The 12,819-nt window shown below is 53.7% G+C and carries 13 protein-coding genes; 7 read left to right on the forward strand and 6 right to left on the reverse strand.

The genetic code is table 11. The annotated features are described in order from the left end of the window. Positions 1-12 precede the first annotated feature (12 nt). Both nfsA and AB6T85_RS04780 read right to left on the reverse strand, forming a co-directional pair. Positions 13-735, reverse strand: coding sequence for an oxygen-insensitive NADPH nitroreductase (gene nfsA, locus AB6T85_RS04775; protein ID WP_253454753.1), 723 nt, complete (start codon positions 733-735; stop codon positions 13-15). Further along, positions 719-1,003 carry a DUF1418 family protein gene (locus tag AB6T85_RS04780; RefSeq protein WP_301251242.1) on the reverse strand — a complete coding sequence of 95 codons (285 nt, stop codon included), beginning with the start codon at positions 1,001-1,003 and terminating at the stop codon, positions 719-721. The genes nfsA and AB6T85_RS04780 overlap by 17 nt, the downstream gene beginning before the upstream one ends. 186 nt (positions 1,004-1,189) lie before the next feature. Between AB6T85_RS04780 and AB6T85_RS04785 the strand changes: the two genes are divergently transcribed. Further along, positions 1,190-1,453 (forward strand): GrxA family glutaredoxin, encoded by a 264-nt coding sequence (locus tag AB6T85_RS04785; protein WP_125288765.1) that lies wholly within the window; start codon positions 1,190-1,192, stop codon positions 1,451-1,453. A 78-nt stretch (positions 1,454-1,531) separates the two neighbouring features. On the opposite strand, the gene ybjM is transcribed toward AB6T85_RS04785, so the two are convergent. After that, positions 1,532-1,900 carry an inner membrane protein YbjM gene (gene ybjM, locus AB6T85_RS04790; RefSeq protein ID WP_253454755.1) on the reverse strand — a complete coding sequence of 123 codons (369 nt, stop codon included), beginning with the start codon at positions 1,898-1,900 and terminating at the stop codon, positions 1,532-1,534. 263 nt (positions 1,901-2,163) lie between these two features. On the opposite strand from ybjM, the gene AB6T85_RS04795 reads away from it, so the two are divergent. The 3 genes from AB6T85_RS04795 (at position 2,164) to AB6T85_RS04805 (ending at position 6,598) form a co-directional block, all read left to right on the forward strand. Beyond that, a complete protein-coding gene (locus tag AB6T85_RS04795; RefSeq protein ID WP_253454756.1) occupies positions 2,164-3,849 on the forward strand; it encodes an aspartate:alanine antiporter in 1,686 nt (561 codons plus the stop codon). 385 nt (positions 3,850-4,234) lie between these two features. Then, the gene (gene ybjG, locus AB6T85_RS04800; RefSeq protein WP_253461051.1) at positions 4,235-4,840 is read left to right on the forward strand and encodes an undecaprenyl-diphosphate phosphatase; all 606 of its coding nucleotides are present in this window, start codon (positions 4,235-4,237) and stop codon (positions 4,838-4,840) included. Positions 4,841-5,338: 498 nt separating this feature from the next. After that, positions 5,339-6,598: an HAAAP family serine/threonine permease gene (locus tag AB6T85_RS04805; protein ID WP_301251244.1), complete on the forward strand. Its 1,260-nt coding sequence runs from the start codon at positions 5,339-5,341 to the stop codon at positions 6,596-6,598. A 47-nt stretch (positions 6,599-6,645) separates the two neighbouring features. Here the strand turns inward: AB6T85_RS04805 and AB6T85_RS04810 are convergent, their stop codons facing one another. Next, positions 6,646-7,848: a serine hydrolase gene (locus tag AB6T85_RS04810; protein WP_369894921.1), complete on the reverse strand. Its 1,203-nt coding sequence runs from the start codon at positions 7,846-7,848 to the stop codon at positions 6,646-6,648. A gap of 234 nt (positions 7,849-8,082) precedes the next feature. Between AB6T85_RS04810 and AB6T85_RS04815 the strand changes: the two genes are divergently transcribed. Then, a complete protein-coding gene (locus AB6T85_RS04815; protein WP_369895046.1) occupies positions 8,083-8,739 on the forward strand; it encodes an HAD family hydrolase in 657 nt (218 codons plus the stop codon). 45 nt (positions 8,740-8,784) lie between these two features. On the opposite strand, the gene AB6T85_RS04820 is transcribed toward AB6T85_RS04815, so the two are convergent. Further along, entirely contained in the window at positions 8,785-9,897 is a 1,113-nt protein-coding gene (locus AB6T85_RS04820; protein WP_301251245.1) for a PQQ-dependent sugar dehydrogenase, read from the reverse strand. Between the two features lie 201 nt (positions 9,898-10,098). Here AB6T85_RS04820 and AB6T85_RS04825 point away from each other — a divergent pair, with 201 nt between their 5' ends. Continuing rightward, positions 10,099-10,806: a phage antirepressor KilAC domain-containing protein gene (locus tag AB6T85_RS04825; RefSeq protein ID WP_253454759.1), complete on the forward strand. Its 708-nt coding sequence runs from the start codon at positions 10,099-10,101 to the stop codon at positions 10,804-10,806. Between the two features lie 655 nt (positions 10,807-11,461). Continuing rightward, entirely contained in the window at positions 11,462-12,310 is an 849-nt protein-coding gene (locus tag AB6T85_RS04830) for a manganese catalase family protein (protein WP_253454760.1), read from the forward strand. Between the two features lie 47 nt (positions 12,311-12,357). Here the strand turns inward: AB6T85_RS04830 and AB6T85_RS04835 are convergent, their stop codons facing one another. Then, positions 12,358-12,807: a DUF4385 domain-containing protein gene (locus tag AB6T85_RS04835; RefSeq protein WP_253454761.1), complete on the reverse strand. Its 450-nt coding sequence runs from the start codon at positions 12,805-12,807 to the stop codon at positions 12,358-12,360. Positions 12,808-12,819: the final 12 nt, after the last annotated feature.

Here is a 12,819-nt window from a genome sequence, read left to right on the forward strand (position 1 = left end):
TCCGAAAGGGTTTTAACGGGTTGCCCATCCCTGCTTATGCAGGTAATCAAGCATAAACGGACGACTTTCTTTGATAATGGTTTTCTGGATATGTTCGCTCCAGCTTTCACGCCGCGCGTTGCTTTCACGCGTCAGATAATACGCCTCGTGCTGGGCGTCATAAGCGGCCAGCGTGTCCGGGTCGATCGGCTGATAGCGATTCTCGTGAACCAGCATAGCGGCCGGCATGCGGGGTTTTAACTGCGGGATCTGCTCAGGCCAGCCCAGGCACAGCCCAAACAGCGGCAGCACGAACTTCGGCAGACCCAGCAGCTCGGTGACTTCGGCGATGCTGTTACGGATGCCGCCGATATAAACGCCGCCCAGCCCCAGCGATTCTGCGGCCACCAGCGCGTTTTGCCCCATCAGCGCGGTATCCACGCAGCCCAGCAGCAGCTGCTCCGCCAGGCCCAGCTGCGCTTCCGGACAGATCTGCTGATGACGGTTAAAATCGGCGCAAAAAACCCAAAACTCGGCGGCCTGGCCAACATATTTTTGTCCGCCGGTCAACTCGACCAGCTTCTCACGCACCGCTTTGTCGGTGATGCGGATAATGGATGAGCACTGCAAAAAGCTGGAGCTGGAAGCCGCCTGCGCGGCCGCGATAATCGCTGCTCGTTCAGCCTCGCCGATGGGTTGATCAGTAAAAGATCGGATAGAACGGTGGGAGCAAAGTAGCTCAATAGTCGGCGTCATGCTTCTCTCCTGGTGAGGATTTTTCAGACAAGTTAAACAGCTCCGGCGCCATTGCTTTCGCCGTACGCCACATCATCACGATGGCGGCGGGCAGCATCATCATAAGGCCAACGATAAGCAGGATCGTGGCAGCAAAGGCTCCGGAAAAAGATGCAGGCAAGGGTAGCACCTGATGCAGCGCTAAGTAAGAGAGCAGCAGGATAATTCCGCCCAGCGCCTCGGCAATCAGCACTGGTTTAGGCATGTTACTGAAGGTTAAACCGCCCATACCGCCTCCGTCTCTGGGTGTTAAGCGTTCATACAGCGTAACCGGTTTATCTCTATATAGATGAAACGAATCGAAACGACAGGTAATTCCTTCTTTCTTTCACCTGCGGAAGTGGGCATGATAAGCGCCATTACATGATAAGTTGTGATGTACATCACACTAAATCTGACCTTTGAGGAGAACCCTATGTTTGCCGTAATTTTTGGACGTCCTGGCTGTCCTTATTGTGTCCGCGCTAAAGAACTGGCTGAAAAACTGACCGAAGAGCGTGAAGATTTTAACTTCCGCTACGTGGATATCCACGCTGAAGGCATCACCAAAGCCGATCTGGAAAAAACCGTGGGCAAACCGGTGGAAACCGTACCGCAGATTTTCCTCGACCAGACTCACATTGGCGGCTGCACCGATTTTGAAGCCTACGCCAAAGAAAACCTGGGCCTGTTCCAGTAAGACTTTCTGTTCCTGACTTTTGTTGGGATGATAAAAAAGAGGGCCGCCATGCGGCCCTCTTTTTTTTGCCTGCCGCGCTTAGCTGTGCGAATGCCAGAACAGCGTGCGGCAGAGCATAACGGCCAGCGCGCCGGAACCGCACCAGAATATCGCGCTGGTATCAAAAGCCAGCTCCTGCAACGGTGCGTGATAGTGCAGCGAATAGTAGTGCAGAAAAATCAGGCAAAGCGGCGTAGCCAGTAAAGCGCCCAATAACGCTATCGTCAGCGGGTGCTCTTTTGAGGTCAGCGCCGCGATAGCGCCCGGCAGAGTAAACATCAACAGGCCCGGCCTCGCCTGTGCCCAGGCCGTCCCCTCTATGACCATACCGTAACGTACCGCCAGAAAAACGATGCTGTAGAGAACAAAACTAAACGCTACGCTTGTCCAGGACATACCCTTAAACATAATAGGATCTTCTCTCGGTAATTGTTGTTATCACCTGGCCGGAATGACGCCGGACTGATTTTCCCTGTTCTAAATAAACAAAAGCCATGGCTTTTACTGGCTGAAAAAGCGTGAAGCGATTAAAATGACGACCGTTTTATTTGGCTCTGGGCTGTAATTCGCGGAAATTCCTGAATGTTGCCGCTGCTCTGATGGCAGTGCAATAAATTTAGCGTAAAACACCCTTTAATTCAACATGTTACTAGTAAACAAGAAGTTAAACCGTGAATATAAACGTCGCAGATTTGTTAAGTGGAAATGACATTCTGTTATTATTCGTCGTACTGGCGCTCGGGCTCTGTCTGGGTAAATTACGCCTGGGTTCAGTCCAACTGGGTAATTCTATTGGCGTTTTAGTTGTTTCTCTTCTGCTTGGCCAGCAGCATTTTACGATGAATCCCAACGCCCTTAATCTCGGTTTTATGTTATTTATTTTTTGTGTGGGTGTGGAAGCCGGGCCGAATTTTTTCTCTATTTTCTTCCGCGACGGCAAAAATTATCTGATGCTGGCGCTGGTCATGGTTTCCAGCGCGGTGCTGATTGCGCTGGGGCTGGGCAAACTCTTTGGCTGGGATATCGGTCTGACCGCCGGTATGCTGGCAGGCTCAATGACGTCCACGCCGGTATTAGTGGGGGCTGGCGACACGCTGCGCCATACCTATCCCAGCGGTGCGATGCTGAGCCAGGCGCAGAACAACCTCAGCCTGGGCTATGCGCTGACCTACCTGGTCGGGCTGGTCAGCCTGATTTTCGGCGCACGCTATCTTCCCCGGCTTCAGCACCAGGATCTGCCGACCAGCGCGCAGCAGATTGCCCGCGAGCGTGGCCTGGATGCCGAACAGCGCAAGGTTTACCTGCCGGTGATCCGCGCCTATCGCGTAGGGCCGGAGCTGGTCGCCTGGATTGACGGTAAGAACCTGCGCGAGCTGGGCATCTATCGGCAAACCGGCTGCTATATAGAGCGTATCCGCCGCAACGGCATTCTTGCCAATCCTGACGGCGATGCCGTCCTGCAGCAGGGAGACGAGATTTCATTAGTGGGCTACCCGGATGCGCATTCCCGTCTTGACCCCAGCTTCCGCAACGGCAAAGAGGTGTTCGATCGCGATCTGTTGGATATGCGCATCATCACCGAAGAGATCGTGGTCAAAAACAATAACGCCGTGAACAGAAGGCTCAGCCAGCTCAAGCTGACGGATCACGGCTGCTTTCTGAACCGCGTGATCCGTAGCCAGATTGAAATGCCTATTGATGACAGCATTATTTTAAACAAAGGCGACGTGCTGCAAATCAGCGGTGAAGCGCGGCGGGTGAAGTCGGTGGCTGACAAAATCGGCTTTATCTCTATTCACAGCCAGGTTACCGATCTGCTGGCCTTTTGCGCCTTCTTTATTATCGGGCTGATGGTGGGCATGGTCACCTTTCAGTTCAGCCGCTTCAGCTTTAGCGTGGGCAACGCGGCTGGCCTGCTGTTCGCCGGGATCATGCTGGGCTTTCTGCGGGCGAACCATCCGACCTTTGGTTATATCCCGCAGGGCGCCTTAACGATGGTGAAAGAGTTTGGCCTGATGGTATTTATGGCGGGCGTAGGATTAAGCGCGGGCAGCGGTCTTTCGCACGGCATGGGCGATACCGGTCTGCTGATGCTGGCGGCCGGCCTGACGGTCAGCCTGCTGCCGGTGGTGATCAGCTTTGTTTTTGGCGCCTGGGTACTGAAAATGAACCGCGCCTTGCTGTTTGGCGCCATTATGGGCGCTCGCACCTGCGCGCCAGCCATGGAAATTATCAGCGACACGGCCCGCAGCAATATTCCGGCCCTCGGCTATGCGGGAACTTACGCTATCGCTAACGTCCTGCTCACGCTGGCCGGAACGTTAATCGTGCTGATCTGGCCAATGATGGGTGGCTAAAATAATTTCCGATTGTTTGCGAACTTTTGCTGGTGCCCGCAGTCATAATTAATGCCACTGCTTTTCTTTGAAATCCCCAGATTGTGGAGCCCGTTAATCTTATGATTGACGGGTTTTTTTCTTTTTGTTTTCCGCTGTTTCCTGCCTGTTCCCCTTTTTCTGTCCTCAATCCTTAACGAAACCACAACCGCTAACGGAATTAAGAGCGAGCCTATTTAACTTTTATTGGGCCGCTTCTACCTTATGCGGCTGCCTTCAGGGATGCCGTGACGGGCTGGCCGCCGCGCAAACCTCTGAGCAGATTGCGACACTTTAAGGCCTCACCGGCCCGTTTTTACTTTCAGGTACGTCAGGTACCGCTGAACGAGATGAGGAAATAACCATGCTGGAAGCGCTAAACCGGTCGCTGTTTCTCTGGATTAACGCCACGCCCGACACGCCCGCCTGGTTGATATCGCTGGCTACCCTGGTGGCTCGCGATCTGATCACCATTGTGCCCGTACTTATTGTCGCGCTGTGGCTGTGGGGGCCGAGAAGTCAGGTTGGCTCGCAGCGCCGGCTGGTCCTGAAAACCGCTATCGCTTTGGCCTGCGCCTTAACCGTATCCTGGCTGATTGGCAGCCTGTATCCTCATCCACGCCCCTTTGTTATCGGACTGGGCCATCAGTTTCTTGCGCACGACGCGACGGAATCCTATCCCAGCAATCACGGCACCATTATTTTCACTTTTGCCATCGCCTTTTTCTGCTGGCATCGCGCCTGGTCAGGCGTAGTGCTGCTGGCGGCCGGCCTGGCAATTGCCTGGTCACGCATCTTCCTGGGCGTTCACTGGCCAATGGATATGCTGGGCGGCCTGCTGTTGGGGATGCTTTCCTGCCTGGTGGCGCAGGTTACGTGGCATTTTTGCGGCCGGCGCTTATTGCATAATATTTCTTCGCTTTACCGCCTCTTATTTGCTTTCCCTATTCGCAAAGGCTGGGTGCGTGAATAATACTTTGCCAGGTTAAGTGTAATAATCAGGCCGAAGCAACGGCTTAAATTATCGACACAATATTGCGCAACAGGCCGAAATAATAAACGCTTTTTATTCGTCCGTTGCGCAAATGAATAAAATTAGCCCTACGCATTGAATCTTAATTTTAAGTTATTGATTTATTTATATAAAACTCATAAATACTGTAAATGCTCGTGAGAGAGCATTATTTAACCAATCGCGCAGCGGCCAGATTTAGTTTTAATGACTATAGTAACCGCTTCCACTCAGCACTTCTTATGGTGCTCACCTTTCCATTCAGACGATCGCGCTATAAATACGCAAAGTAATCCCTTTATCTGAGATCTCTGCCTTCTAATTTTCCCTTTCTTCTTCTTTTTCTGGTGGTAGAGTGTTGCTCGCCTCAGCCAGAGTAGTTAATTACGCTGACGAGCGCCGTTTTCCTGCTTTACGTTCAGGTTATTTAGCTCACTATTTTCAACCGGGAGATTGTCAATGGAATCCACTAAAACGGCTACGCTGCCGTCAACGGACGCGTCGACAGAGTGGCGCAAAAGCGACACCACGTGGATGCTCGGCCTGTACGGCACGGCTATCGGCGCTGGCGTGCTGTTTTTACCGATCAATGCCGGTATCGGCGGGCTGATTCCTCTGCTTATTATGGCGGCTCTCGCTTTTCCTATGACTTTTTTCGCTCATCGCGGTCTCTGTCGCTTTGTACTCTCCGGACGCGGCGATCGGGATATTACCGGCGTGGTGGAAGAACATTTCGGCGCGGGCGCGGGCACGCTGCTTACCCTGCTCTATTTCTTTGCTATCTATCCTATCCTGCTGGTTTATAGCGTGGCTATCACCAACACCGTCGAGAGCTTTATCACCCATCAGCTTCATTTGTCGCCGCCGCCCAGAGCGCTGCTGTCGCTGATTTTGATTGCAGGTTTGATGGCAATCGTGCGCTTCGGCAAAGAGACCATCGTTAAAACCATGAGTGTGCTGGTTTATCCTTTTGTCCTGGTGCTGATGGCGCTGGCGCTATTTTTGATCCCACACTGGAACAGCACGATTTTTCATCATGCGGAAGGCAGCAGCAAGGGCCTGTGGATGACGCTCTGGCTGGCTATCCCGGTCATGGTGTTTTCTTTTAATCATTCACCGATTATTTCGGCTTTTGCGGTAGCAAAGCGTCAGGAATATGGCGATAACGCGGCAAAAAAGTGCGCGCGCATTCTGGCCCGCAGTCATCTGATGATGGTAGTGACGGTGATGTTTTTCGTCTTCAGCTGTGTGCTTAGCCTGTCGCCGGAAAACCTGGCGGAAGCGAAAGAGCAGAACATCTCTATTCTTTCTTATCTGGCTAACCATTTTAATACCCCGCTGATGGGCTGGCTTGCGCCGCTGATCGCGATGGTCGCTATCACCAAATCGTTTCTGGGCCACTATCTGGGCGCGCGCGAAGGCTTTAACGGCCTGATCGCCAGGACTTTCCGCCAGCCGCCGGCGGAAAACAAACTGAACCGGATAACGGCAGTCTTTATGTTTCTGACCACCTGGCTGGTAGCAACCAAAAACCCCAGCATTCTGGGGATGATTGAAACGCTGGGCGGGCCTGTGATTGCCGTGCTGCTTTTCCTGATGCCGATGTACGCGATTAACAAGGTGCCGTCGATGCGCCAGTACAGCGGGAAAATCAGCAACGTATTTGTGGTGCTGACAGGCCTGATCGCCATTTCGGCTATCGCTTACGACCTGTTCTGACCAGGGATGCGCCACGGATGGCGCCGTAGCATGTCGATATTAAGCGCTTAGCCTAACCATTTGCCGAACCAGCCTTGCAGCTTCATCAGCACAAAGTCCCACATCCGGCTAAACACGCTTCCCTCTTTTACCTCATCCATCGCCACCAGCGGACGTTGCTCAATAGTTTTACCGTTCAGCTGAAAATCAATGGTGCCGACGATCTGATTTTTCTTTAGCGGCGCCGTCAGCTGCGGCTCGTTGAGCGTAAAGCTCGCTTTCAGCTCCTTTGCCCGATCTTTTGGCAAGGTTATCGCTGCATCTTCCGCCACGCCCAAACGCACCTCTTTCCGATCCCCGAACCAGACCCGCTGCGAAGCAAAGGGTTTGTCGGCTTTTATCGGCGTGATAGTTTCGTAAAAACGGAAACCCCACGTCAGCAGTTTTTCGCTTTCGCGAAAGCGTATGGCGTCGGTTGCTGCGCCCAGCACCACGGAGATCAGCCGCTGTTCTCCTTGCGTCGCTGAAGCGACCAGGTTGTTTCCCGCTCCGGCGGTATGGCCGGTTTTGATGCCGTCTACCTGCAGATTCGTGCTCCACAGCAGACGGTTACGATTGTGCTGTTTAATATTATTGAACGTGAATTCTTTCTCTTTATGCAGCGCGTATTCCGCCGGCACGTCGCGGATCAAAGCCTGGCCAAGCAGCGCCATATCACGGGCGGTGCTGTACTGGCCGTCTGCATCCAGCCCGTGCACGGTTTTAAAATGCGTGTTTTTTAGCCCCAGCGCCTGGACGTAATTGTTCATCAGCCCCACAAAGGCGTCCTGGCTTCCCGCCACGTAATCCGCCAGCGCGATGCTGGCATCGTTGCCGGACTGGATCACCACGCCTTTGTTCAGTTCGGCGACGGGAATGCGATCGCCCGGCTTTAAAAACATCAGCGAAGAGCCTTTCAGTATAGGGTTACCGGTAGCCCAGGCATCCTGGCCGATGGTGACCAGATCGTCATCGTGAATTTTTCCCGCTTTCATCGCCTGTCCAATAACATAGCTGGCCATGATTTTGGTCAGGCTGGCCGGATCGTGGCGCTCGTCCGCATTGGATGCGGTTAGTACCTTACCGCTGTAGTAGTCCATCAGGATCCAGGCTTTGGCCTCAACCTGTGGCGGCACAGGGGCTTCCGCTGCGCGGCTGCTAAAAGAGGCCACGAGCAACAAAACAGGGAGCGTGGCAGCGTGAATTCCGGCGGAGAGGCGCATCATGGTCATGGCGGTTTCTGGCTATCCTTATGAAAAATAAAAGCTTGTCGCATTTACGGGCGAAGGGTCTTTTACGCTAGCGTTTATGGCCGCTAAAAAGAACCTTGATTCAGTAAAGTTTTTTAAAATTTATTAGAGAAACTCACCGCGCCACAGGGGCGTTAGTCTGATTTTGCAGCAGGCTGTTAAGTCCGTCACAAAACTCCGCTAATCTGAATTCAGTCTCTTGGTGGAGTCAACATGATGGATTTAGCCCTGTTCGATCTTGATGAAACGCTTATTTGCGAAGACAGCGCCAGCCTGTGGTGCCGCTGGCTGGTTTCGCAAGGGTATGCGCCGGCCGTGCTGGTAGAGCAGGAAAGAGCGCTAATGGCTCGTTATCGTGAGGGCCTGCTGTCGGCAGAGGAGTATATGCAGGCGACGCTAACGCCGCTGGCAGGCATGGGTACGCTTACCGTTGCCGGCTGGGTCAGGCGCTTTATTCAGCGCGATATCCTGCCTCGCCTCTATCCTGCCGCGCGCGAAAAGCTGGCATGGCACCAGCAGCGTGGCGATAAAGTGATGGTGATGTCGCCAGGCGGCGATCATCTGGCGATGCCTATCGCGCAGCAGCTTGGCGCAGATGGCGCGCTGGCTGTCGGCGTGGAGATCGTCAACGATCGCTACAGCGGCCGCCCCTGCAGCGTAGGCAATAACGGCAGGGATGCGACGGCCAGACTGACGGACTGGCTGGCGCTAGAGGATGACGCGCGGTTTACGCAAATCTGGGCCTATAGCGATTCCATTAACGATCTGCCGCTGCTGGAACGTGCCGATCGCGCCCACGTTATTAATCCAGCAGAGCCGCTCTATCAGCTGGCGCTACAGCGCGGCTGGGAAGTGTGCCGCTGGATAAAATAGCGGGCTGCCCTCGCTTTCCCTGGTAAACCGGCCCCTCGGCCGGTTTTATTTCGGCGCAATGCGCAGCAGTTTGCCGTCTGTTTCATCCGTTAATACGTACAAATAGCCGTCAGGGCCGGTGCGCACGTCCCGAATGCGCTCGCCGCGATCCTTAAGCAGGCGGGCTTGCTCCGTCACCTTTTCGCCGTCCACGGTCAGATGGATAAGACTTTTGTCTTTCAGCGCGCCGATAAAGAGCGAGTTTTTCCATGCCGGAAAGCGATCGCCCTGATAAAACGCCATTCCGCTGAGCGCAGGCGAAACCTTCCAGTAAAGCTGCGGCTGAACCGTATTCGGTGCTTCGCCGCCCTGAGAACCGGGCACTTTGTCGCCGCCATAATCTATGCCCCAGGTCGCCAGCGGCCAGCCGTAGTTTTCTCCCTTACGCAGAAGATTAATCTCATCGCCGCCGCGCGGGCCGTGCTCATTTTCCCACATTTCCCGCGTCGTCGGATTCAGCGCCAGCCCCTGCGGATTGCGCATGCCGTATGTCCAGATTTCAGGCCGTGCGTCCTTTTGCTGCACAAATGGATTATCTTCAGGCACGCTGCCATCCGCTTTCAGCCGCACAATTTTGCCGGTAAGCGTTTTAAGATCCTGCGCCGTCGCGGCCTGGAAATTATCGCCAAAGCTGATGTAGAGATAGCCTTTGTCATCAAAAGCCAGCCGTGAACCTAAGTTGGCGCCGCCTGAGAGTTTCGGTTCCTGACGCAGTACAACGCGAAAACTCTCAAGCCCGGTATGGGCTGTATTCAGCCTGCCATAACCTACAACCGCGCCGGCACGTCCCTCTTTATCTGCTTCCGTATAGCTGAGCCAGACCCGACGGCTTTGCGCAAAATCAGGCGCCAGCGCGATATCCAGCAGGCCGCCCTGTCGTTCGGCCCAGACCTTGGGGACGCCTGTCAGCGGCGCCGACAGCCCCTTTCCCTGCTGCCACAGGCGCAGCTGCCCGCCGCGTTCGGTGATCAGCAATCCCTGCTCCTCCGGCAGGAAGGCGATGCCCCAGGGATGATCTAATCCTTTTTGGAGTTCGGTCACGGTAACTTCTTCGGCCACAGCCGTTCCCATGGTCAAAAGCGAGGCGCTCAGCAGGCAAGTTTGCAGCAGTCGGGACATACTTTTTCTCCAGATAAAAGGGGCTGAAATAACTCTAGTGGAGATGCTTTTCAGGCGGGCTACCTTTACAAAAATTCAAAATTGATAGCAGATTCAATTAACTCGATCGCTTAAAAAAAGTACTGGATATTTAAACAGGCAACTGTATAATATTTCTACTGCCCGCTCGGGTGTCTTTTGAAAAGCTTGGGGGTAAAACCTATGATGATTTCGACAGAAAACCTCAGCTCGCTGAATCAATCGGTCACGATGAGCAGCCGGGAAATCGCTCAGTTAGCTGGTATTCCGCACGGCGAAGTAAAACGGCTGATCAAAACGCTGGAAACCACCCAGCGTCTTTCTCAACCGCTGACGATTGGTGTTTACGAGCGTGACGGCGAAACGCGTCAGGAGTATTGCCTGAACAAGCGCGATTCGTTACTGGCTGTGGCGCGTCTTGCGCCCGCGTTTATCACCCAGGCGCTGGACAGCTGGCAGGAACGCGAGAGAAGTACTCGCCTGCCGGATTTCACCAATCCCGCAGCGGCGGCGCGTGCCTGGGCCGAACAGTTTGAACAGCGCCAGGCAGCCGAGCAGCAGCTTGCCCTTTTCGCCCCAAAGGCGGAGTTTTTTGACCGCTTTGTGCAGGTGGAAGATTCGCTGGGTTTTCGCCAGCTCTGCAAAATGCTGAAGGTGAAAGAACCTGAATTCCGTCAGTTCCTGTTTGAACGCAATATTATGTACCGCGCCAACGGCACGCTGATGCCGCAGCAGCACCATGTGCAGGCGGGCTACTTTACGGTGCGCACCAGCGTAGGCGAGAACCTGCACGCCTTTTCACAGGCTCGCTTTACTGCTAAAGGCGTGAAATGGGTGACTAACCTGTGGGCAGCGCATCTTGCTGCACAGCCAAAAGGCGCAGCGGCATAACAGCAGTAATCGGCCATGGACTGGCTGGGTTATAGCGTGTTGTCACTCTGATCGGGTGGCTGATGTTCCGGCTAAAATAATCCGCAGCACGCCCGCTTTCAGAACCGTTGTTTATGCGGAGGCTATCCCTTCCGCTTGTCGGTTATTCCGCCTGGAACACGGTACAGTTGGTCGGCTTTAAGAGCCGTCTTTTATGCTGAGGCTAACCCTCCTGATTGCCGGTTATTCTGTCTGATATCCTGTCTTAAACCCGGTACAGTTAATCGGCTTTCAAAACCATCGTTTATGCTATGACTCTCCCTTCCGCCTGACAGTTTCCTGCCTGAAACCGGCTGCAGTTAGTTATATGGGTTAAACTCGTTGCCTGTTGTAGCTGACCGCTGTTAATCATCCCGCCTGAAGATTTGTGACGCGCTGCAGGCTTCAGAAAAGTCTGTTTTTGCGGGGAGGCTTATCTGGAATATTCCGTTCGGTTTTAAGCGCTTTTCAGCGCCATGCCTGCTTTCCGCCACGTTTTGACGCGCGCTGTATCTGCTTGTTTTCTGGGCATCCGGTGTGGGTAAATGAGAATCTATCGTGTTTGCCTTCCCATTTTTACCAATTTCTACCAGGCTTATTGCGTTGCTTAACTAACGTAATCTACCAGGAGGAAAACATGTTTCATCATTCATCGAAACTGCAATATCCGGTAAAAGTCGACAAGCCCGATCCAGAATTTGCCATGCTGTTGCAGCAGGCCATCGGCGGTGTCGAAGGGGAAATACGCGTTGCTATGCAATATTTTTTCCAGGCGATGGGGACTCGCGGCGATCCACGCATTAAAGATTTGCTGATCTCCACCGCTACCGAAGAGCTGGCTCATATCGAAATGCTTGGTCACGCCGTCGCGCTTAACCTTGAAGGCGCACCGCTCTCCTATCAGGAAGAGTCGGCAAAGGATCCGGTAGTTAACGCTATCCTGGGCGGCATGAATCCGCGTCATATTCTGTCGTCAGGCCTGGCGGCCATGCCCGTCAACGCCAACGGGATGTCTTTTGATATGAGTCACATTTACGCTTCCGGCAACGTCGCTGCGGATATGCTGGCTAACGTTACCGCAGAGGCTACCGGCCGCGTACTGGCAACCCGCCTGTATAACCTGACGGAAGACAAAGGCATGAAGGATTTCCTCTCTTTCCTGATTGCCCGCGATACCATGCACCAGCAGCAGTGGCTGGCGGTAATTGAGGATATGGGCGGTATCGGTGCGTCTATGCCTGTTCCGAACAGCTTCCCGCAGTCGGAGGAGGCGCAGGAGCACTCTTATTACTGTCTGAACACTTCGCTGGATAAACCGCTGCCGAAAGGCCGCTGGAGTGAAGGCCCGGCCTACGACGGCGTAGGGCAGTTTACCGCGAAAGAGAAACCGGACATCCTGGGACAGGAACCTATCCTTGGCCCGGCCAGACCGGGTTCCGGCGCGCAGAAAGAACAGATCCAGCCGGGCGCTCCGCTGGAAAAATAATGCTGTATTCAGGCCGCTTAACCGCGGCCTTTTAACGTTTAACCGCGTTAGCCATATTTCGTCTGATGGGCTTTTTTACGTTTCAGGTAATCTTCGTCCTCACGGATCTTATCCCACCAGACTTTAAAAATAGCCGCCGCTTCCGCTTTCTCTTCATTCACGTGATAAGGCAGTACCTGCCGATCTTCGTCATATTTGCGGCCGCCTTTATGATTGGCGTAGCGCCTGGCTCGCGTATAGCCCATCTGAATAAATTTTCGCGCCATGTCCATACCGACAAAATCATCTTTTGCACGGTACTCTTCGAACAGCGCCATAATTTTTTTAGCCGAGGCTTCCGCAATGGCGGGCGTTCTGAAACGCCAGTGCGGTAATATTTCGCCTTTATAAGGCTCGACCATCAGGACGCCCTGTTCACCGCGCCCAACCTGATAAAGCTCAGGATGCTGACGAAAATCGATGGTTTTAAAATCCTGCTCGTAATCAAATTCCTTCACGGCCCACCTCTG

This window comes from Erwinia aeris, from assembly GCF_041224955.1.
Classification (GTDB): Bacteria; Pseudomonadota; Gammaproteobacteria; order Enterobacterales; family Enterobacteriaceae; genus Erwinia; species Erwinia aeris.

What these genes read in the sequence shown, in the direction of transcription:
- AB6T85_RS04805 (WP_301251244.1), top strand. Translation starts at nt 5,339, where the DNA reads ATGGAATCCACTAAAACGGCTACGCTGCCGTCAACGGACGCGTCGACA.
- AB6T85_RS04785 (WP_125288765.1), top strand. Translation starts at nt 1,190, where the DNA reads ATGTTTGCCGTAATTTTTGGACGTCCTGGCTGTCCTTATTGTGTCCGC.
- AB6T85_RS04820 (WP_301251245.1), bottom strand. Translation starts at nt 9,897, where the DNA reads ATGTCCCGACTGCTGCAAACTTGCCTGCTGAGCGCCTCGCTTTTGACC.
- AB6T85_RS04780 (WP_301251242.1), bottom strand. Translation starts at nt 1,003, where the DNA reads ATGGGCGGTTTAACCTTCAGTAACATGCCTAAACCAGTGCTGATTGCC.
- AB6T85_RS04830 (WP_253454760.1), top strand. Translation starts at nt 11,462, where the DNA reads ATGTTTCATCATTCATCGAAACTGCAATATCCGGTAAAAGTCGACAAG.
- AB6T85_RS04825 (WP_253454759.1), top strand. Translation starts at nt 10,099, where the DNA reads ATGATGATTTCGACAGAAAACCTCAGCTCGCTGAATCAATCGGTCACG.
- ybjM (WP_253454755.1), bottom strand. Translation starts at nt 1,900, where the DNA reads ATGTTTAAGGGTATGTCCTGGACAAGCGTAGCGTTTAGTTTTGTTCTC.
- AB6T85_RS04815 (WP_369895046.1), top strand. Translation starts at nt 8,083, where the DNA reads ATGGATTTAGCCCTGTTCGATCTTGATGAAACGCTTATTTGCGAAGAC.
- AB6T85_RS04810 (WP_369894921.1), bottom strand. Translation starts at nt 7,848, where the DNA reads ATGACCATGATGCGCCTCTCCGCCGGAATTCACGCTGCCACGCTCCCT.
- nfsA (WP_253454753.1), bottom strand. Translation starts at nt 735, where the DNA reads ATGACGCCGACTATTGAGCTACTTTGCTCCCACCGTTCTATCCGATCT.